This is a genomic window from Cupriavidus alkaliphilus (assembly GCF_900094595.1).
GTDB lineage: Bacteria > Pseudomonadota > Gammaproteobacteria > Burkholderiales > Burkholderiaceae > Cupriavidus > Cupriavidus alkaliphilus.
The window spans coordinates 42534-60443 of the sequence record NZ_FMAD01000005.1; the positions used below are offsets into that span (position 1 = coordinate 42534).

16 protein-coding genes are annotated in these 17910 nt (G+C 69.6%); 5 read left to right on the top strand and 11 right to left on the bottom strand.

Going from position 1 to position 17910, the window contains the following annotated elements; translation table 11 throughout:
* Nucleotides 1-47 precede the first annotated feature (47 nt).
* From GA0116996_RS12110 to GA0116996_RS12150, 9 genes are all read right to left on the bottom strand, one after another.
* Complete coding sequence (locus GA0116996_RS12110; protein WP_092311367.1) at nt 48-848, bottom strand: aspartate dehydrogenase; 801 nt, start codon at nt 846-848, stop codon at nt 48-50.
* A 12-nt stretch (nt 849-860) separates the two neighbouring features.
* Nucleotides 861-2576 carry a thiamine pyrophosphate-binding protein gene (locus GA0116996_RS12115; protein ID WP_092311370.1) on the bottom strand — a complete coding sequence of 572 codons (1716 nt, stop codon included), beginning with the start codon at nt 2574-2576 and terminating at the stop codon, nt 861-863.
* A complete protein-coding gene (locus GA0116996_RS12120; protein ID WP_092311373.1) occupies nt 2569-3372 on the bottom strand; it encodes an SDR family oxidoreductase in 804 nt (267 codons plus the stop codon). Before GA0116996_RS12120 ends, GA0116996_RS12115 begins: the two co-directional genes overlap by 8 nt.
* 5 nt (nt 3373-3377) lie before the next feature.
* Nucleotides 3378-4229, bottom strand: a complete 852-nt coding sequence (locus GA0116996_RS12125; RefSeq protein ID WP_092311376.1) for an IclR family transcriptional regulator — start codon at nt 4227-4229, stop codon at nt 3378-3380.
* Between the two features lie 31 nt (nt 4230-4260).
* Entirely contained in the window at nt 4261-4797 is a 537-nt protein-coding gene (locus GA0116996_RS12130) for a cupin domain-containing protein (RefSeq protein WP_092311378.1), read from the bottom strand.
* A gap of 44 nt (nt 4798-4841) precedes the next feature.
* The gene (locus tag GA0116996_RS12135) at nt 4842-5615 is read right to left on the bottom strand and encodes an SDR family oxidoreductase (protein WP_092311381.1); all 774 of its coding nucleotides are present in this window, start codon (nt 5613-5615) and stop codon (nt 4842-4844) included.
* A complete protein-coding gene (locus GA0116996_RS12140; protein WP_092311384.1) occupies nt 5608-6669 on the bottom strand; it encodes an aromatic ring-hydroxylating dioxygenase subunit alpha in 1062 nt (353 codons plus the stop codon). The genes GA0116996_RS12135 and GA0116996_RS12140 overlap by 8 nt, the downstream gene beginning before the upstream one ends.
* A gap of 38 nt (nt 6670-6707) precedes the next feature.
* Nucleotides 6708-7013 carry a recombinase-like helix-turn-helix domain-containing protein gene (locus GA0116996_RS12145; protein ID WP_232344589.1) on the bottom strand — a complete coding sequence of 102 codons (306 nt, stop codon included), beginning with the start codon at nt 7011-7013 and terminating at the stop codon, nt 6708-6710.
* Nucleotides 7014-7262: 249 nt separating this feature from the next.
* Nucleotides 7263-8141: an alpha/beta fold hydrolase gene (locus tag GA0116996_RS12150; RefSeq protein WP_092311386.1), complete on the bottom strand. Its 879-nt coding sequence runs from the start codon at nt 8139-8141 to the stop codon at nt 7263-7265.
* 323 nt (nt 8142-8464) lie between these two features.
* On the opposite strand from GA0116996_RS12150, the gene GA0116996_RS12155 reads away from it, so the two are divergent.
* From GA0116996_RS12155 to GA0116996_RS12165, 3 genes are all read left to right on the top strand, one after another.
* A complete protein-coding gene (locus GA0116996_RS12155) occupies nt 8465-9568 on the top strand; it encodes a porin (RefSeq protein ID WP_092311389.1) in 1104 nt (367 codons plus the stop codon).
* 98 nt (nt 9569-9666) lie between these two features.
* On the top strand, nt 9667-10665 hold the full coding sequence (locus tag GA0116996_RS12160; RefSeq protein WP_092311392.1) for a Bug family tripartite tricarboxylate transporter substrate binding protein: 999 nt from the start codon (nt 9667-9669) through the stop codon (nt 10663-10665).
* Nucleotides 10666-10809: 144 nt separating this feature from the next.
* Nucleotides 10810-11301 carry a DUF421 domain-containing protein gene (locus GA0116996_RS12165; RefSeq protein WP_092311395.1) on the top strand — a complete coding sequence of 164 codons (492 nt, stop codon included), beginning with the start codon at nt 10810-10812 and terminating at the stop codon, nt 11299-11301.
* Between the two features lie 71 nt (nt 11302-11372).
* Here GA0116996_RS12165 and GA0116996_RS12170 read toward each other — a convergent pair whose 3' ends face one another.
* Together GA0116996_RS12170 and GA0116996_RS12175 are read right to left on the bottom strand one after the other, a co-directional pair.
* On the bottom strand, nt 11373-12956 hold the full coding sequence (locus GA0116996_RS12170) for a fatty acid--CoA ligase (RefSeq protein ID WP_092311398.1): 1584 nt from the start codon (nt 12954-12956) through the stop codon (nt 11373-11375).
* A gap of 78 nt (nt 12957-13034) precedes the next feature.
* A complete protein-coding gene (locus GA0116996_RS12175; protein ID WP_092311401.1) occupies nt 13035-13817 on the bottom strand; it encodes an SDR family NAD(P)-dependent oxidoreductase in 783 nt (260 codons plus the stop codon).
* A gap of 282 nt (nt 13818-14099) precedes the next feature.
* On the opposite strand from GA0116996_RS12175, the gene GA0116996_RS12180 reads away from it, so the two are divergent.
* Nucleotides 14100-16412, top strand: a complete 2313-nt coding sequence (locus GA0116996_RS12180; RefSeq protein ID WP_092311404.1) for a mechanosensitive ion channel family protein — start codon at nt 14100-14102, stop codon at nt 16410-16412.
* Nucleotides 16413-16725: 313 nt separating this feature from the next.
* Nucleotides 16726-17904, top strand: coding sequence for a helix-turn-helix transcriptional regulator (locus tag GA0116996_RS12185; RefSeq protein WP_092311407.1), 1179 nt, complete (start codon nt 16726-16728; stop codon nt 17902-17904).
* Nucleotides 17905-17910 lie beyond the last annotated feature (6 nt).

Below are 17910 nucleotides of genomic sequence, written 5' to 3' on the forward strand. Positions count from 1 at the left end.
GCGGGAGAGGGGAGCAAACACGCAGCAGTCGTTGGCGCCTCAGTCCCTTAAATCGATACCGCGTGCGCCCTATTCCCCAGCGCCCGCACCACGCTGAACACCGTCAGCGCCGACGTCTTCGGGTTCGCCGCCAGCGGCTTGCCGCGCATGGTCAGCTCAAACCCGCCGAACGCCCCGCGCGCTTCCACGTGATGCACGTTCTCCACCGCGTGCGGATCGGCCAGCAGCTTCACCGAAGTGCGGTCCAGCCCCAGGCCGGCCAGCGACACCGTGGCGGCGACGTTGGCGTTCTTCGGGTACAGGCGCGCGGCGTCGCGCGCGGTGCCTTCGAAGATCACCGTGGCCTCGGTCAGCGCATCCAGGTCGAACAGCTTCTCGGCCGGGGTGCCAGCCCATGCGCGCGCCGGCTTGCGGCCGGTGTAGATGACCTCGTCCAGCCCGCCGACGCGGGCCGCGGCCAGCGCATCGATGGCACCGATCGCGCCGGACAGCAGCTGCACCTGCGTGCCGCCGCGGCGCGCCGCGGCTTCCAGGCGCTCGGCCATGCCGGGCTCGGACAGCGCGCCCACCGACACCACCATGCACGGGATACCGCGCTCCAGCGCCGGCACGATGTGCTCCTCCAGCGCATGATGGCCGGCGCACTCGACCAGCAGGTCGGGCCGCTGGTCGTCCAGGTGCGTGGCAACGCGGGCGCGCGGCGCCAGCGCGGAGACCGCGCCGCGGGCCTCGTCCATCGTGTGCTCCGGCACGATCACCACGTCAAACACTACGTCCGGATCGATCTTGAGCAATTCCAGCACGCCGCGGCCGATCGCGCCGCAGCCAACCATGGACACATGCAGCATCGCGGGTCTCCCTCAGGCGGTGACAGTGGTTTGTTCGCGCGCCGGCTCTTCGTTGTCCTTGTTCACCGGGGGGCCGGCGAAGATGGTCTTGAAGGAACCGATCGACAGCATGTCGATTTCCAGCAGGAACGGGCCGGACTCGGCCCTGGCCGCGTCGAGCGCGGCACCGACCTCGGCCAGGTTGCTGACGCGCGCGTGGCGCAGCGACAGCGACTTCGCCAGCGTGGCGTAGTCCGGCGTATGCAGGTCCACATAGTGGCGGCGGCCGCCGTACTGGGCGTCCTGGATGTTCTTGATCACGCCGTAGCCCTTGTCGTTCATCAGCACGATCACCATGTCGGCGCGTTCCTGCACCGCCGTTGCCAGTTCACCCAGGTTCAGGATGAAACCGCCGTCGCCGGCCAGGGTGTAAGTCTTCTTGCCCGAGGCGGTGGCCGCGGCGCCGATCGCGGCGCCGATGCCCATGGCCAGGCCCTGGCCGATGCCGCCGCCCAGCGCATGCACGCCGGCGCGGGAGTCGAAGATGCGCAGCTGGCGGTTGCCCCAGGTGCTGTTCGACACGGTCACGTCGCGCACCCAGTTGAAGTTGCGGCCGACCGCGTCCTGCAGCGCCTGCACCAGCGCCGAGTACGGGCCCAGGCCGTCGACCAGGCTGTTGACGGCGGTGTCGTGCGCGCGGCGCAGGTCGGCGGCGAAGGCCGGGTCGATCTGCATGCGCTGCTCGAGCCGGTCGGCCAGCGCATCCAGCGCCAGCGCGGCGTCGCCGCTGACGAAATAGTCGCTCATGTAGCAGCGGCCTTCGGCGGCGGGATCGGCGTCGATGCGCAGCAGCGGGCGCGGCAGCTTCAGCTCGTACTTCAGGGTTTCATTGCCGCGCAGGCGCGAGCCCACCACCAGCATCGCGTCGCAGCTCTGGTAGAAGGCCTCGACCGGCTTGTGCAGGTTGAACGCGCCCAGCGAGCGCGGATCGTCCTCGGGCACGATGCCGCGGCCCTGGGTGCTGGTGACCACGCCGAAGCCCAGGTCCAGCAGGCGCTGCACCTGCTTGCTGGCATGGCGCGCGCCGCCGCCCAGCCACAGCAGCGGGCGCTTCGCCTTCACCAGGCGCTCGGCCAGCGCGTCCAGCGCGTGCGCCGACGGCACGTGCTGCGGCACCGGCAGCGGCTGCAGGTCGGCCGGCAGGTCGATCAGCGCGGCCTGGATGTCGATGGGGATCTCCACGCTGACCGGGCCGGTCGGCGCCGTCAGCGCGGTCTGCACCGCCAGCTTGATGGTGCTGATCGCGGTGTCGGCGCTGCGGATGCGGAACGCGGCCTTCGACACGGCCTTCAGCATGGTGAGCTGGTCCGGCGCTTCGTGGATGTAGGCCAGGCTCTGGTCCAGGTACGGGGTCTCGATCTGCCCGGTGATATGCAGCAACGGCGTGCCGGCGGTCAGCGCTTCGACCATCGCGCCGGCGGCGTTGCCTGCGGCGGTGCCGGTGCTGGTCAGGCACACGCCCAGGCCGCCGGTGGTGCGGGCGTAGGCGTCGGCCATGTTGGTGCCGCCCGCTTCGCCGCGCGCCGGCACGAAGCGGATCTTGCCGCGCTCGCCCATGGCGTCGAGGATCGGCATGTTGTGGATCGAGATCACGCCGAACGCGGCCTTGACGCCGCACTGCTCGAGAAACGCCGTGATGGCGCAGCCGACGGTGACCTGCTGCTGTTCGTACGGTTGTTGATTAGGCATGACGGGAGTGTCCTCCGGAGATATCGATATGGCTGCCCGTGGTGTACGAAGACAACGGCGAGGCAAGGAACAGGATGGCGCGGGCTGCCTCGACGGGCAGGCCCAGGCGGCCAAGGGGAATATTTTTCTGCCGGGCCAGGCGCGCGGTCCACGCGGCCCAGTCCAGGTGGCGGTCTTCCTCGGGACGCGCGTCGAAGCGGCGGCGCCACTGGCCCGACTCGACCAGCCCGATCAGGATGCCGTTGACGCGCACGCCCTTGGGCGCGAACTCGGTGGCCATCGAGCGCACCAGGTTGAGCACGCCGGCGCGCGCGGCGGAGGTTGCCACCATGTGCGGCTCGGGCTGCTGCGCCAGCAGCGAGTTGACGCAGACGATGGCGCCCTGCCCCGACTGCTCCAGCTGCGGCAGGAACGCGCGCGTCGGGTGGATCACCGAGAAGAACTTGAGCTGCAGCTCGTCCGTCCAGGCCGCGTCCTCGGTATTGGCGAAGGTGGACACGCGGCCCTGGCCGGCGTTGTTGACCAGCATGTCGGCGTTGCCCAGCGTGGCCTGCACCTCGGCGGCAAAGGCGGCGACCTGTTCCGGCTTCAGCACATCACAGGTGGCGGCATGGAGCCTGCACCCGGGGAATTGCTCGCGCAGCTGCGCTTCGGCGCTGCGCAGGCGGGCCTCGTCGCGGCCGCACAGGGCGACGGCGGCGCCCGCTTCGAGCAGCAGCTCGACGGTCGCCAGCCCGATGCCGGAGGACCCGCCGGTAACGACGGCAACCTTGCCGCCGAGTTCAATCATGGACATTGTCCTCACTCCCGATACAGATTCACGACCTTGCCGGCGCTGTGCAGCGACGGCCGGTAGTCGAGCAGGCGCGACAGCTCGCCCGCGCTATCCCTGACTTTCTCCACCATCGCGTCCAGCTGCTCGGGATCGATATGCGCGGCGGGGATGGTCGCGCCCAGTGCCGCCACCACCTTGCCGGTGCGGTCGCGCACCGGCGCCGCGATGGTCGAGATGCTCGATTCGAAAAAGCCTTCCTGCAGCACGTAGCCGCGCTCGCGGTCGCGCTGGACGATGGCGAAGAGCGCATCGGCGGTGCGCGGCGTGCTGTCGGAGAACACTTCGAGCTGCGCCTCCGGGTACAGCGCGCGCAGCTCCGCCAGCGTCAGGTCTTCCAGCAGCACGCGCCCCAGCACGGTGGCATGCGCGGGTAGCCGCGTGCCGACGTTGACCGAGCTGGCGAAGGGCCGCGGCGACACCGCCTTGGCCACATACACGATCGAGCGCCCGTCGCGCACCACCAGGTTGGTCGGATAGCCGATCTCGTCGCGCAGCCGCTCCAGCAGCGGGCGGCCCAGCTCGGTCAGCTCCAGCGACGCCAGGTACTCGAAGCCGAGCCGCAGCACCGCCATGCCCAGCCGGAAATCGCGCCCGCCGTCGGCGCGCTCGACGAAGCCCAGCATTTCCAGCGTGGCCAGCAGGCGGAACACGGTGGAGCGCGGCACCTTCAGGCGGCGCGCCAGTTCCGCGGCCGACATGCTGCGGTCCTTGCTGCTGAACTCGCCGAGCAGGCGCAGGCCGCGCTCCAGCCCCGGGACGATGTACTTGTCCGGGGTCTCGTTGGCGGCGGGCGTGGTCGGGATGGCGTGGGTGTTCATGGTCAGTGCGTGCGGTCTGGCCGGGGGCGCCTCAGCGCTTGATCTGCGCCAGCGGGTGCTCGGGCGGGTAGGTCGGCGTGATCGGCTTCTTGGCGCCGAGCATCACGCACATCAAGACGTCCTCGTCGCCGATGTTGATCTCCTCGCGGTACACGCCCGGCGGCACCGACACCAGGTCGCGCTCGGTCAGGATGGTCTCGAAGCGCTCGCCGTCCTTTTCCAGGATCAGCTTGACCTTGCCGCGCAGGATGAAGAACACCTCTTCCACGTCGGTGTGCAGATGCGACGGGCCTTCATGGCCGGCCGGGATGACCATGGTGGAAAAGGTGAAGTGCTCGCTCGGCACGGTGTTGGTGTCGGCGGCCACGCCGGTGCCGCCGGTGCCCAGGTAGCGCATCTGCGCGCGGCGGTACTTGGGGTCGTAGTCGGCCTGGAACTTCAGCGCGTCCCAGTCGTACTTGCGCGTGGAGAAGCGCGCGACGCGGCTCTCCATCCACTGGTCGAACGAGGCGCCCTCCGGCTGGTCCCAGGAACGCTTGATGTTTTGCTGTTGGGAAAGATCGCTCATTTGGATTCCTTGTGCTTGGATGTGGCTATCGGTGGATCGGTGGATCAATGCATGACAAAGCCGCCGTTGACCGCCAGCGTCTGGCCGGTCACGAAACGGGCGAGGTCGGACAGCGCGAACAGCACCGCGCCGCAGACGTCGTCGGGCAGCTGCTCGCGCGAGATCGCGCGCTGCTCGCGGTAGAGGTCGTGGCGATGCTGCGGCACGTATTCAGTGGCTTCCACCAGGGTCAGGCCCGGCGCCACGGCGTTCACCGTGATCTGGTCCTTGCCCAGTTCACGCGCCAGCGAGCGGGTCATGCCGATGATGGCGCTCTTGCTGGCCACATAGGCGAGCAGGTTGGGCGCGCCCCACAGCGGCGTGTCCGAGGCCAGGTTGACCACCGCGCCGCGGCCGCTGGCGCGCAGCGCCGGCAGGCAGGCCGTGGTCATCAGCCAGGTGCCGCGCACGTTGACGTTCATCACGCGGTCCCAGGTGGCGATGTCGATGGCACCGGCGTCGCGGCCGCCCGAGTCGGTCACGGCGGCGTTGTTGACCAGGCCGTCGAGGCCGCCCAGCGCCGTCACCGCCGCGTCGGCACAGGCCTGCACCGAGGCGGGATCCGACAGGTCGAGCGTGACCGGCACCACCTTCAGGCCGCGGGCGCGCAGCGCATCGGCTTCCTGCTGCAGGCGCTCGGCCAGGATGTCGGCCATCGCCACGGCGGCGCCGGCTTCGGCCAGCGAGGTGGCGAAGGACAGCCCCAGGCCGCGCGCGGCGCCGGTGACCAGCACCTTGCGGCCGGCCAGCAGCGTGTTGTTCGTGATGGCCTCAGGCATGGCTGGCGGCTCCCGCAGGCTTGAGCACGGCCACCGGCTCGTCGGCAACTTCCTGCTCGGCGCGGCGCTTGAGCAGACGGCGCACGCGCGTGATGCCGGCATCGTGCTGGTACAGCATCTCGTGGTCGCGCGCGTTGGGGGCCATCATTTCCAGCACCACGCGGTCCTGCTCCAGCACGTCCCAGTGCAGCTGCTCCAGGCGGTTGCGGTACAGGAAGCGCCATACGTCGCGCTCCCAGCCCTGCACGTGGCGGGTACGCCAGAAGAACACCATGCAGTGGTCTTCATCCACCGGGGTGGCCATGCCGACGATGCCGAACGGGCCACCGGGGCCGACCTTGGCGCGGTACGGGATCGCCAGGCGCAGCCACAGCGTGCCGGTCTCGCCGAACTCGACCCAGTCGAAGTTGACGCCGCGCTGGCCGGTCTTCTCGAACACCAGGCCGTGCTCGGTCTCGCGGATCTGCATCACCGCGGACTTCTCGCCGGCAGCCATCGAATGCGACACCGCGTGCAGGTAGGCGCCGTGCATCGGGTCCATGACGTTGTCGATGGCGTAGCGGTAGTTGCAGTCCCAGTGCGCCACGCACAGGAAGTGGCTGTGCGCGTCGCTGGCCAGTTCCTCCGGCAGGCGCAGTTCGTCGGGGCTGCCCTCGCCCTGCGGGGCCTGCTCGCCGAACCACAGGAAGATCGCGCCGGCCTTTTCCTGCACCGGGTAGCTGCGCACGCAGGTGCGGCCTTCCAGCGGGCAGCTTTCCACCGCCGGCACGCTCTTGACCTGGCCGTCGCCGCCGACTTCGACGCCGTGGTACCAGCAGGCGACGCGGTCGCCCAGGTTCCAGCCCATCGAGAGCCGCGCGCCGCGGTGCGGACAGCGGTCTTCCAGCGCGTGCACCTGGCCGGCGCCGTCGCGCCACAGCACGATGTTCTGGCTCAGGCGGGTGATGCCGATCGGGGCATGGGTCACCGCCCACGAGGCGGCAACCGGGTACCAGTAGTTGCGCAGACCGGTGTTGAGGCGGGCTTCGGCGCGGGCTTGCTTGTTCGATTCCATGTGGTTCTCGCTAACGCTTTGCTGGGGCGGCTTTGGGCTCAGGCGCCCAGGCGGCGCATTTCCGACAGGAAGCGCTCTTCAGTCCAGGGCTGGCTGTCGACGGTGAGGAAGCCGGCGGCATTGAACGCGCGCACGATGTCCTGCGGGTTCTGCGCACCGCCTTCGAAGGCGGCCTCGAGGGCGTCGCCGAGCGCGTTCTCGTACGCGCTCGGTGCGGCGGCGCGGGTCTGCCAGACGATGTTGGCGACCTTGCCGGGTTGCTCGATATGGCCCTTGCCCGCCACGTTGTTCGGCGCCGGACGCTCCCAGGGCACCAGGTTCGGGTTGTACGAGAGGCTTTCCATTGCGCTTGGCTCCATGTCTTGCAGCAGGGGGACCGTGTTCCGCGTGTGCGGCTGGCCGTCTCCGGGTTGCCGCGCTACGTTTTACTAATGAAACACTGGTTTAGATATTGAACACAGGTACGACTATAGACAACGACGGCGCAAAAATTGACTGGGGTTAACCCGCGACCGGGCAGATTGCCCGGCGGTGCGGCGCAAGCGAAGGCGCCGCCGATGCGGGACCGCGGCGGCAGGACGCCGCCGCGGCAATCAGCGGCCGTCCGGCAGGGCCGAACGGATCAGCCGCGCCGTGGCGGCGGCCTGGTCGATGTAGCAGGCATGCCCCGCATCCGGGATCAGCGAGAACGGCAGGCCGAAGCGCTCGGCCAGCGCCGCGCAGGCGGGGGGCGTGGTGACGACGTCGCGGCCGCCGCAGGCGATCTGCGTCGGCATGTGTTCAGGGCGGCGCGCCAGGTAGGCGTCGATGTCGTCGCCGCACAGCATCGCCACCGCCTGGCGGTAGCCGTCCGGGTTCAGCCGCCGCATGTTCCAGCGCACCCAGGCCTGCGCGCCCGCATCGGCCGCTTCGCTGAGCAGCCGCCCCGGGCCGCGCTCGGCCAGCCCTTCCACGCCCAGCGAGGCCAGCGCCTCCAGGCGCTGGCTCGCCACCGCGCTGGCCTGCGCCTCCTTGCCGGCCGCGCCGTAGCCTTGCGCCACGCTCAGCAGCAGCAGGCGCGCCGGCAGCTGGCGCGCGGTGGCGGCATGGGCGGCCGCCATCAGCGCGCCCAGCGAGTGCCCGACCACCAGCGCCGGCTGCACGCCCAGGGTCTGCAGCAGGCCCTCGAGCCGCCGCGCATAGTCCGCGGCCAGCGGCCGCGCCTGCGCCAGCGGCGACGAATCGCCATAGCCCGGCGCGTCCCAGGCGATCACGCGCGCATGCGCGGCGAGCAGGCTGGCGCACGGCAGCCACGACGCCGCCCCGGAGCTGATGCCATGCAGCAGCACCACCACCGGCCCGGAGCCACCGCCGCAGCGGTAGGCAACGCGCTCGCCATCCACCTGCGCCACGCGCTGGGCAAAGCCGCTGTCGAGTGCCTTCAGCAACCCGCGATCCGGTTCCGTGGACGGCTTGGGCTGATTTTGTTCCATATATAAAACTATAGTTGGCAAATAAAACCCTTGAAGGATAGGCGTTGCGGTGGCGGCAATGGGATCAGGGTTAACGATAGGCAAGCCGGCAAATGGCGCCGCGACGCCAGCAACGGCCATCCGGCCACCCGGCTTTAGGGATAACCCTCCTCACATTTCCGGGAAAGTCGCAGCTATATTTTGCTCAACGTTTCTTATGTTGTTTGATGTTTCATATATAAAACACAAAAGAGACCGAGACGACATCCGGTGCCGCCATCCGCAGTGGTACCGGGAGCACAAGACCAAAACACCATAAGACGGAAACGGAAGGAAACCGGTAGATGAAACTTGCACGAACCGCCGCGGCGCTGCTTGCGGCTTCCCCCCTGCTGGCCTCGGCCCAATCGGCGCAATCGTCGGTCACGCTGTACGGCGTGATCGACAGCGGCGTCGAGTACGTGAGCAATGTCGGCGCCAATGGCGACGGCCTGGTGCGCATGCCCAACAACACCGCCACGGTGCCGTCGCGCTGGGGCATCCGCGGCACGGAAGACCTGGGCGGCGGGCTCAAGGGCCTGTTCGTGCTGGAATCGGGCTTCTCGCCCGACACCGGCAGCGCCAACCAGGGCGGGCGCCTGTTCGGGCGCCAGGCGCTGGTCGGCCTGAGCAACCCGTACGGCCAGCTGTCGTTCGGCCGCCAGTACACCATGCTGTTCTGGGCCATCCTCGACAGCGACATCCTCGGACCCAACGTCTACGGCTCCGGCTCGCTCGACAGCTACCTGCCCAATACGCGCGCCGACAACGCGGTCGCGTACAAGGCCAACTTCAAGGGCTTCGTGGTCGGCGCCACCTACAGCTTCGGGCGCGACGCGGTCAATGCCGGCCCAAGTCCCGCCGGCACCAACTGCGCCGGCGAGAACCCGGCCGACAAGAAGGCGTGCCGCGAATGGTCGGCCATGATCGGCTACGACAACAAGAGCTGGGGCGTGATCGCGGCCTATGACTCGCAGCGCGGCGGCCCCGGCGCCTTCGGCGGCCTGACCAACAGCAACCTGACCGACGACCGCCTGTCGCTGGGCGGCTACATGCTGCTGAAGAACACCAAGCTCGGCGCCGGCTGGATCCGCCGCGACAACGAGGGCAGCCCGACGCCGGTCAGCGACCTGTACTACGCCGGCGTCTCGCACGACATCACGCCGGCGGTCAACCTGGCCGGGCAGGTGTACTTCCTGAACTACCACGGCAGCGACAACCAGGCCATGCTGTACGCGCTGCGCGCGACCTACAGTTTCAGCAAGCGCACCTCGGTCTATGCCACCGCAGGCTTTATCAACAACGGCGGCCAGCTGGCGATGTCGGTCAGCGGCGGCTCGCCCGGTTCCGCCCCGCGCCCGGGCGAGAACCAGTGGGGCTCGATGCTCGGCATCAAGCACATCTTCTGAGTCCGTCCGATCCATCCGAGCCGCCGACGCGCGCCGGTTCCACGCAACGCGGCACCGCCCCCTGGGCCGGTGCCCGGTTTTACCGAGGTCTGAAGATCATGAAGTCCGCACGACGCCACCTCCTGGCCACGCTGGCCGCCGCCACGCTCGCTCCCGCCGCCCTGCTGGGCGCCGGCAGCGCGCTGGCACAGGGTTCGTACCCGAGCAAGACCGTCACCATCGTCGTCGCCTACCCCGCCGGCGGCGACGTCGACGTGCTGGCCCGCATGCTGGCCGAGAAGCTGGCCCCGCGCCTGAAGCAATCCGTGGTGGTGGAAAACCGCACCGGCGCCGCCGGCACCATCGGCAGCGCCTACGTGGCGCGCGCCAACCCGGACGGCCACACGCTGCTGCTCGCGCCCAACACCGTCGCGATCGCGCCGCTGGTGCTGCGCGCCGGCACCGGCGCCAGCTACGACGTGCAGCAGGACTTCACGCCGATCAGCCAGATCGGCACGCAGTCGCTGTTCGTGGTGGTGAACAAGGGCACCGGCATCACCAAGGTCAGCGACCTGGTGGCGCGCGCCAAGGCCGGCAAGGTCGAGACCTATGCCACCCCGGGCAACGGCTCGCCGATGCACATCATGGGCGAGCTGTTCAACAAGTCCGCCGGCATCAAGATCAGCCAGGTGCCATACCGTGGTCTGGCCCCCGCCATCGTCGACGTGATCGGCGGCCAGGTGCCGGTCACCTACATCACCTACGGCGCGATCTCGCAGTACGTCGGCAACGGCAGCCTGGTGCCGCTGGCAGTGGCCGACCAGAAGCGCTCGCCGTTCGCGCCCAACGTGCCGACGCTGGCCGAACTGGGCTACAAGGATGTCGAGATCGGTGCCTGGCAGGCACTGCTGGGGCCGAAGAACATGCCGGCCGAGGTGGTGCGCACGCTCAACGCGCACGTCAACGAGATCCTGAAGATGCCCGACGTGGTCGCGCGCATGGCCACCATCGCCGTTACGCCTTCCGGCGGCGAGCCGGCGGTGCTGTCCAGGCTGATTGCCAGCGATACCGCGCGCTATACCAGGGTCGTGAAGGAGTTTGGCATCCAGGCCGACTGACCGTGGTTTGCAGGCACGGCCACCGTGGTCGGCGCGTGCCTGTAAGAATTACCATTCGATACCTGCGATATAGCGGCGTCGGCGCCACGGCGCGGCCCTTCCCTGCTGTGCCTCGGCTGGCAAGAAAGTTGCGGCGTTGCCGGCATGGACTTTTCGATCGACTGGCGCGAAGCGCTCTTCTTCACCGTCTCGCCGCTCGAAACCATCGTGCGCGGCACGGTCATGTACTGGTCGCTGTTCCTGCTGTTCCGCTTCGTGGTGCGGCGCGACATCGGCTCGATGGGAATCGCCGACCTGCTGCTGATCGTGATCGTCGCCGACGCGGCGCAGAACGGCATGGCGGGCAAGGGCGAAGGCGTGGCCGACGCCGTGCTGCTGGTGATCACGCTGATCGTCTGGAACCGGCTGATCGACTTCCTGGCCTACAAATACCCGGGCTTCCAGCGCTTCGCCGAAGCCAGGAAGGTGCTGCTGGTGCGCGACGGGGTCAAGCTGCACGAGAACATGCGGCGCGAGAACATCACCGACGAGGAACTCGAAGCCAAGTACCGCCAGCATGGCGTCGATTCGATCGAAAGCGTCAAGGCGCTCTACCTGGAAGCCGACGGCAAGATCAGCGTGATCAAGAAGGAATAAGCGTCCGGGCTGACACCGTCGGAAAAAAGCCCGCCGGGTTGCGGCGGGCTTTTGTCTTGCTGCGGCGGGCGTCAGTTCACCTGCCGGTTCATGCCCTCCCAGAAGGGCTCGCGCAGCTTGCGGCGCAGCAGCTTGCCCGACGGGTTGCGCGGCAGGGCGTCGACGAACTCGATGCTCTTCGGCACCTTGAAGCCGGCCACGCGCTGGCGCGTCCAGGCGAGGATGGCATCGCGGTCGGCCGCCTGCCCCGGCTTGAGCACGACGATGGCCTTGACCGCCTCGCCCCACTTCTCGTCCGGCACCCCGATCACGGCCACGTCGGCCACCTGCGGATGGCCGTAGATGGCGCTCTCGACCTCGGCCGGATAGACGTTCTCGCCGCCGCTGATGATCATGTCCTTGACGCGGTCATGGATGTACAGGTAGCCCTCGGCATCCATGTAGCCCGCGTCGCCGGTGCGCAGCCAGCCGTCGGCATCGATGGTGCGCGCGGTCTCTTCGGGCTGCTTCCAGTAGCCGGCCATGTTGTGCTGCGAGCGCACCACCACTTCGCCCACTTCACCCGGTGCCAGCTGGCGCCCTTCGTAATCGACCACCTTCAGCTCGACCCCCGGCAGCGCCTTGCCCGCCGCGCGCATGCGCGGCACCTCGTCGGTGGTGTGGTCCTCGGGCGGCAGCGCGACGATGGTGCCGGTGGTCTCGGTCATGCCGTACTGCTGCACGAAGCCGCAGCCGAACACTTCGATGCCTTCGCGCAGCAGCGCCGCGGGAATCGGCGCGGCGCCGTACAGCAGGTACTTCAGGCGCGAATAGTCGACCTTGCGCGCGCGTGGGTCGCGCAGCACGATCTGCATCGCGGCCGGCACCAGGAACAGCTTGCTGACGCGCTCCTTCTCGATGAAGTCGAGTACCGCGCGCGGATCGAACTCGCGCGCGACCACGCCCTTGGCGCCGGACAGCAGGTTGCGCAAGCCCCAGCCGGATCCGCCGATATGCGCCACCGGCATCGCCACCAGCGAAATATCGTCGGCCACCCAGTGCGACCAGGCCAGCTGTTCGCGCTCGCTGACCTCGGTGCCGATGGTCAGGTTGCGGTGCGTCAGCATCGCCCCCTTGGGCCGGCCGGTGGTGCCCGACGTGTACAGCTGCAGCACCACGTCATGCGCAGCCGGCTCATGCGCCGGGGGCGTGGCCGGATGCGCGTCGCGCCAGTCGGTGTAGCAAGGCCAGTCGCCCTGGCCGTCGCACGGCTCCATCACCACCACCTTGCGCACCAGCGGCAGCGCCGGCAGCAGGTTGCGCACCAGCGCCGCCGACTCGGCGCCGACAAACAGCACCACGGCATCGCAATGCGCGAGGATGAACTCCACCTCGGGCGGCGCCAGGCGCCAGCTGGCCGGCGCCATCACCGCGCCGGTCTTGGCCGCGCCCAGCAGCAGCTCGAAATAGTGGTCGCTGTTCTTGCCGATATAGCCGATGCGGTCGCCCGCGCGCACGCCTTCGGCCAGCAAGGCCTGCGCCACGCGGTCCGTGTTGCGCTCGAACCCGGCGTAGGTGGTCTGCCGGCCCTCGAACGAATACGCCACCGCCTCGGGCCGCAGGCGCGCGAAATGGCGCACCGCGTGAGGCAGCGTCGTCAGATAGCTGAAATCCATCGCGTCTCCCAAAGATTTCATGCCAGGTGCGGACGCGCGTGACGCGCGTGCGCACATGGCGACTGGCCGGTGGTGATTTCAGCGCGGCGCCATGCGGATGGCGCCATCCAGGCGCACCGACTCGCCGTTGAAATAGCCGTTGCGGCACATCTCGACCGCCAGCGAGGCAAACTCTTCCGGTTGCCCCAGGCGCTTCGGGAACGGCACCGACGCGGCCAGCGCGGCCTTGACGTTTTCGGCCGCGCCCTGCAGCAACGGCGTATTGAAGATGCCCGGCAGGATGGTGTTGACGCGGATGCCCTCGCCCGCCAGGTCGCGCGCGATCGGCAGCGTCATGCCGACTACGCCGGCCTTCGACGCCGAGTACGCCGCCTGCCCCATCTGACCGTCCTGCGCCGCCACCGAAGCGGTGTTGATGATCACGCCGCGCTCGCCGCCGGCGGTGTCCAGCGTCAGCATGCCGGCGGCCGAACGCGCGATGCAGCGGAAGGTGCCGATCAGGTTGATCTGGATGATGCGCTCGAAGGCATCGGACGGGAAATGCTTGATCTGGTCCGGCGCCTCCTTGGCGCGCGAGGCGGTCTTGATGGCGTTGCCGGTGCCGGCGCAGTTGACCAGGATGCGCTCCTGGCCGATGGCGGCGCGCGCCCTGGCAAAGCCGGCCTCGACCTCGGCCTCGGAGGTCACGTTGACCTGGCAGAACACGCCGCCGAGTTCACGCGCCAGTGCTTCGCCCTTCTCGGCGTTCAGGTCGAACAGGGCCACGCGCACGCCCTGTGCCGCCAGTGCCCGCGCCGTCGCCGCGCCCAGCCCCGAAGCGCCACCCGTCACCACTGCCGATACCGATGCATTGAGTTCCATGCCGTCTTTCCTTTGTCTCTTGTGCCGTGCGGCCGGCGTTGCGCGGCCGCGTTCTGGTTGAAGTCGGGTTGAAGCCGGCAGGCGCGCAAACGCCGGTACCGGAGTGGGTTCGAGATTCGGGGATCGGGGCCGCCGATGCATCGTCTGAAGCGACGAATGCGACGAGTGCGCCCAATGCGCGCGCCAGGGCGCCCGCCCGGCACACCGCGCGACCGATGCGTTACAGTGGCGCGATCGATGGCCATTCCGTTGCCGGTGCCAGCCGGCAGACGATCTCCCGCCATGCGCAAACCCGACCCTCACGCCTTCGCCCGACGCCGCCCGCCAGCCGCCCTGGCCACGGCACTGGCCTTGCTGGCCAGCGTGCTGGCGCTGCTGTGCGCCATGCCGGTGCGCGCCGCCCCCGCCGGCCCGCTCGCCGCGCTGCTGGCGCCGACGGAAAAACAAGCGGCGCCCGCCAGCGGCGCTGCCGCCAGCATGCCGCTGGCGCAGTCGCTGGACCAGGTCATCACCACGCTGCAGGACGACGGCGAGCGGCGCGCGCTGGTACGCCAGCTGCAAACCCTGCGGCAGGGCCTGGCGGCGTCCGCGGCCACGGCGGCGCCGGCCGCCGCTTCGGCGTCCGGGCTGATCGGCGCCGTGGCGCAGGTGCTGGACGAAGTCGACTCGCACCTGCGCGAAGACCGTGGCCCGTGGCAGTACTGGGGCTGGCGCACGCGCTTCGCGGCCGAGGAATGGCGCGCCGCGCTGACGCAGGGCGGCACGCGCCCGGCACTGGACTCGCTGCGCGAGTTCGCGCTGGTGCTGGCGGCATGGGGTGTTTGCGGCTGGCTGCTGCGCGAGGCCGGACATCGGCTGCGGCGGCGGCGCACGGCCGGTGCCGCGCACGCGCCGCGCGGCAAGCTGCCCGACCTGCCGTCGTGGCTCGACGTCGGCACCTACATGCTGCGCCATATCGGGCCGTGGGTGGTGGCGTTCGGGCTGACGCTGCTGCTGGCGCGGCAGCTGTTCGCGCAATCGCCGGCGAGCGTCGCCGCCGTGCTGCTGGCCTACGCCATCGTCGCCGGCGCGGTCGCGGCGGCGGTGTGCCAGGTCATCTTCGCGCTGTTCCGGACTGCGCACCGGCAACTGGCGGTGCGGCAATTGCTGGCGCGTTCGCCGTGGCTGCTGTTCTGCACCGGCGCGCTGGCCGCGCTGGGCAACGGCGCAGCCGACGGCCGCGTGGTCGCGGTGCTGGGCGGCAACCTGTGCGCGCTGGTCGCGACCCTGGCCAATATTGCCGCGGCGCTGGGCATCGGCGCGTTCGCGCTGGGTTTCCGCCGCCAGGTCGGCCAGCTGATCAGCCAGCGGCCGCTGGCCTTGCGCCAGGCCCATCCCGCCGTGACCGACCTGCTGCGCCTGGCCGGCCACGCCTGGCACCTGCCGGTGCTGGCCGTGGTGGTGGCATCGGTGATCGGCACGGTGCTGGCCACCGGCCATGCCGATGTGTTCCTGCGCCGCACCGTGGCGTCGGTGGCGCTGTTCGTCGCCGCGCTGCTGCTGACCATGGTGCTGGGGCGCTCGCCCAAGGCCGGCGCGCGCGCGCCGCGCATCCGCGACCGCCGCCGCTCGGCCTACCTGCAGCGCTTCGGGCGCTTTGCGCTGGCGCTGGTGCGGGTGCTGGTCTGGGCAGGGTTCGTGGAAATGGTCATGCGCGTGTGGGGCTCTTCGCTGGTGCGGCTGGCCGAATCATCGGCCATCGGCCGCCACCTGACCGAAACCGCGTTCCGCGTCACCAGCACCGTGCTGCTGGCCTGGCTGGTCTGGCTGCTGATCGATACCGCCATCACGCAGTCCCTGTCGCCCGCGCACGCGCGCGCAGCGCAGCCCAGCCTGCGCGCCAGGACCATCCTGCCGCTGGTGCGCAATGCCTCGTTCATCGGCCTGCTGGTGCTGACCGTGATCGTGGTGCTGGCCAACCTGGGGGTCAACGTGACGCCGCTGCTGGCGGGGGCCGGGGTGGTCGGCCTGGCGATCGGCTTCGGCGCGCAAAGCCTGGTGCAGGACCTGATCACCGGCCTGTTTATCGTGGTCGAGGATTCCATCGCCATCGGCGACTCGATCGAGCTCCCCGACCACGCCGGCGTGGTCGAGGCCATGACCATCCGCACCGTCAAGCTGCGCGACGGCCGCGGCGCGCTGCACACGCTGCCGTACAGCCAGATCAAGGCGGTCAAGAACCTGTCGCGCGGCTACGGCTACGCCGTGCTCAGCATCGGCATCAGCTACCAGAGCGACCTGGACCAGGCCCTGGAACTGATCCGCACCACCGGCGCCGAGCTGGCGCGCGACCACCGCTACGGCCGCAAGCTGATGTCCGGGCTCGAGATCCTGGGCCTGGACCGCTTCGACCCGAGCGGGCCCGTGGTGATGGCGCAGATCAAGACCCGGCCGCTGATGCAGGCGGAGATCACGCGCGCCTTCAATGCCCGGCTCAAGCACAACTTCGACGCCAGCGGCATCCGCATGGCGTCGCCCAACCTGACCATCCAGGTCGATGGCGGCACGGTGGAGTTGCCCGCCGGGGCACTGGCGCCAAAGGCCGCGCCCCAGTGACCGCCTGCAATCCGGGCGAGCGGCCGAGGCTGCCTTGGGCCAGCTCGTACCGGGCTCCGAAAGCGCCGCTACCTAAGGCCGGATGAAAATTTTGCGCCGCACAATCGGGGGTTTCCCCCCCCAACACGGGGTATAAAACATACAACATTGTTTGGCATGATTGCGGCACGGCAAGCGCGACCGACAAGGCGCTGCCGGCAGCAGCCGTATCGGCGCCACTACAGAACGCCAGAACGGAACCGATAACACGAAGGGATGTGGCCACTTGCCGTGGCGCAGAGCAAGAGGCGTTTGCCACCGGGGGGATCTGAACATGGGCGAACACCCGACAACGGACGAGGACTTCCATCGTCTGGTCGACTCCATCTATGAGTCCGCGCTGGACGTCGCGGCCATGCCCGCCGCCCTCGACCTGTTTTCACGCTACACCTGCACCGTCAGCCCGCGCTACCTGATCTGGGACAAGCTGGCCGGCCATGCCCGGCTCGGCGTGACCCCGCACGGCTGCTTCACCGGCGGTGCCAGCCTGCCGGACCGCCTGCCCGGGACGCTCGACGGCGCCTGCCACGGTGCCGGCCCCGCCCTGCTCGACGCGGCCGCGATGTGCTGCAACGGCGCCGCGACCGCCGCGACCGCCGCGACCGATGCCGCGGCGCTGGCCTGCAGCGAGCTGGAGCAAGGCATCCGCCTGGTCGAGAACGCCGAAGTCTGCGTGCTGATGAGCGGCACCAACGCCGGCAGCATCAGCACCGGCCAGCGCGAACGGCGCCTGTCCCACGTCATGCCGCACTGGGTGCGCGCCGCGCGCATGCAGCAGCGCAACTTCGAACTGAGCGGGCTGGCCAGCCTGGGCCTGGCCGGGCTCGACACACTGGACTTCGGCGTAATGGTGCTGCAGGCCGACCTGCGCGTGCGCTACGCCAACAGCTGGGCCGAAGCGCTGGTGCGGGCCGACAGCCACCTGTCGCTCCAGGACGGCGTGCTGCGCGCCCACAGCGACGCGCTGCAGGCGGTGCTGCGCAGGCTGCTCGACGGCGCCATGCGCGGCCGCGGCGCCGACGCCGCGTCGGGCTCGTGGATGCATATCACCTCGGGCGGGCAGCCGGTGCCGATCATCGTCACGCCGCTGGTCTCGCGCCAGCCGGTGGAGGGCCCGTGGCAGCTGCCGGCGGCGATGCTGCTGCTGGGCAATTCCGAATCGCGCTCGGTGCTGGATGCGGGCGTGCTGACGTCGCTGTTCGGGCTGTCGCGCAAGGAGAGCATCATCGCCATCCGGCTCGCCGCCGGTGAAACCCTGAACGAGATCGCCGAGCGCGAGTTCCTCTCGCCCCATACCGTGCGCGTGCATATCCGCGACACGCTGCGCAAGACCGGCACGCACCGCCAGTCCGAACTGGTGCGGCTGCTGCACCTGCTGCCCGGTGTCAACCTGGAGCGGGCCGGCGTGACTCCGGCGATCCGGCCGCGCGCCCCGCGCCCCCGCGCCGCCTGACGCCGC

Excerpts from the sequence above, each read along its gene's own strand:
- GA0116996_RS12110 (WP_092311367.1), bottom strand. The coding sequence starts at position 848 with ATGCTGCATGTGTCCATGGTTGGCTGCGGCGCGATCGGCCGCGGCGTG.
- GA0116996_RS12115 (WP_092311370.1), bottom strand. The coding sequence starts at position 2,576 with ATGCCTAATCAACAACCGTACGAACAGCAGCAGGTCACCGTCGGCTGC.
- GA0116996_RS12120 (WP_092311373.1), bottom strand. The coding sequence starts at position 3,372 with ATGTCCATGATTGAACTCGGCGGCAAGGTTGCCGTCGTTACCGGCGGG.
- GA0116996_RS12125 (WP_092311376.1), bottom strand. The coding sequence starts at position 4,229 with ATGAACACCCACGCCATCCCGACCACGCCCGCCGCCAACGAGACCCCG.
- GA0116996_RS12130 (WP_092311378.1), bottom strand. The coding sequence starts at position 4,797 with ATGAGCGATCTTTCCCAACAGCAAAACATCAAGCGTTCCTGGGACCAG.
- GA0116996_RS12135 (WP_092311381.1), bottom strand. The coding sequence starts at position 5,615 with ATGCCTGAGGCCATCACGAACAACACGCTGCTGGCCGGCCGCAAGGTG.
- GA0116996_RS12140 (WP_092311384.1), bottom strand. The coding sequence starts at position 6,669 with ATGGAATCGAACAAGCAAGCCCGCGCCGAAGCCCGCCTCAACACCGGT.
- GA0116996_RS12145 (WP_232344589.1), bottom strand. The coding sequence starts at position 7,013 with ATGGAAAGCCTCTCGTACAACCCGAACCTGGTGCCCTGGGAGCGTCCG.
- GA0116996_RS12150 (WP_092311386.1), bottom strand. The coding sequence starts at position 8,141 with ATGGAACAAAATCAGCCCAAGCCGTCCACGGAACCGGATCGCGGGTTG.
- GA0116996_RS12155 (WP_092311389.1), top strand. The coding sequence starts at position 8,465 with ATGAAACTTGCACGAACCGCCGCGGCGCTGCTTGCGGCTTCCCCCCTG.
- GA0116996_RS12160 (WP_092311392.1), top strand. The coding sequence starts at position 9,667 with ATGAAGTCCGCACGACGCCACCTCCTGGCCACGCTGGCCGCCGCCACG.
- GA0116996_RS12165 (WP_092311395.1), top strand. The coding sequence starts at position 10,810 with ATGGACTTTTCGATCGACTGGCGCGAAGCGCTCTTCTTCACCGTCTCG.
- GA0116996_RS12170 (WP_092311398.1), bottom strand. The coding sequence starts at position 12,956 with ATGGATTTCAGCTATCTGACGACGCTGCCTCACGCGGTGCGCCATTTC.
- GA0116996_RS12175 (WP_092311401.1), bottom strand. The coding sequence starts at position 13,817 with ATGGAACTCAATGCATCGGTATCGGCAGTGGTGACGGGTGGCGCTTCG.
- GA0116996_RS12180 (WP_092311404.1), top strand. The coding sequence starts at position 14,100 with ATGCGCAAACCCGACCCTCACGCCTTCGCCCGACGCCGCCCGCCAGCC.
- GA0116996_RS12185 (WP_092311407.1), top strand. The coding sequence starts at position 16,726 with ATGGGCGAACACCCGACAACGGACGAGGACTTCCATCGTCTGGTCGAC.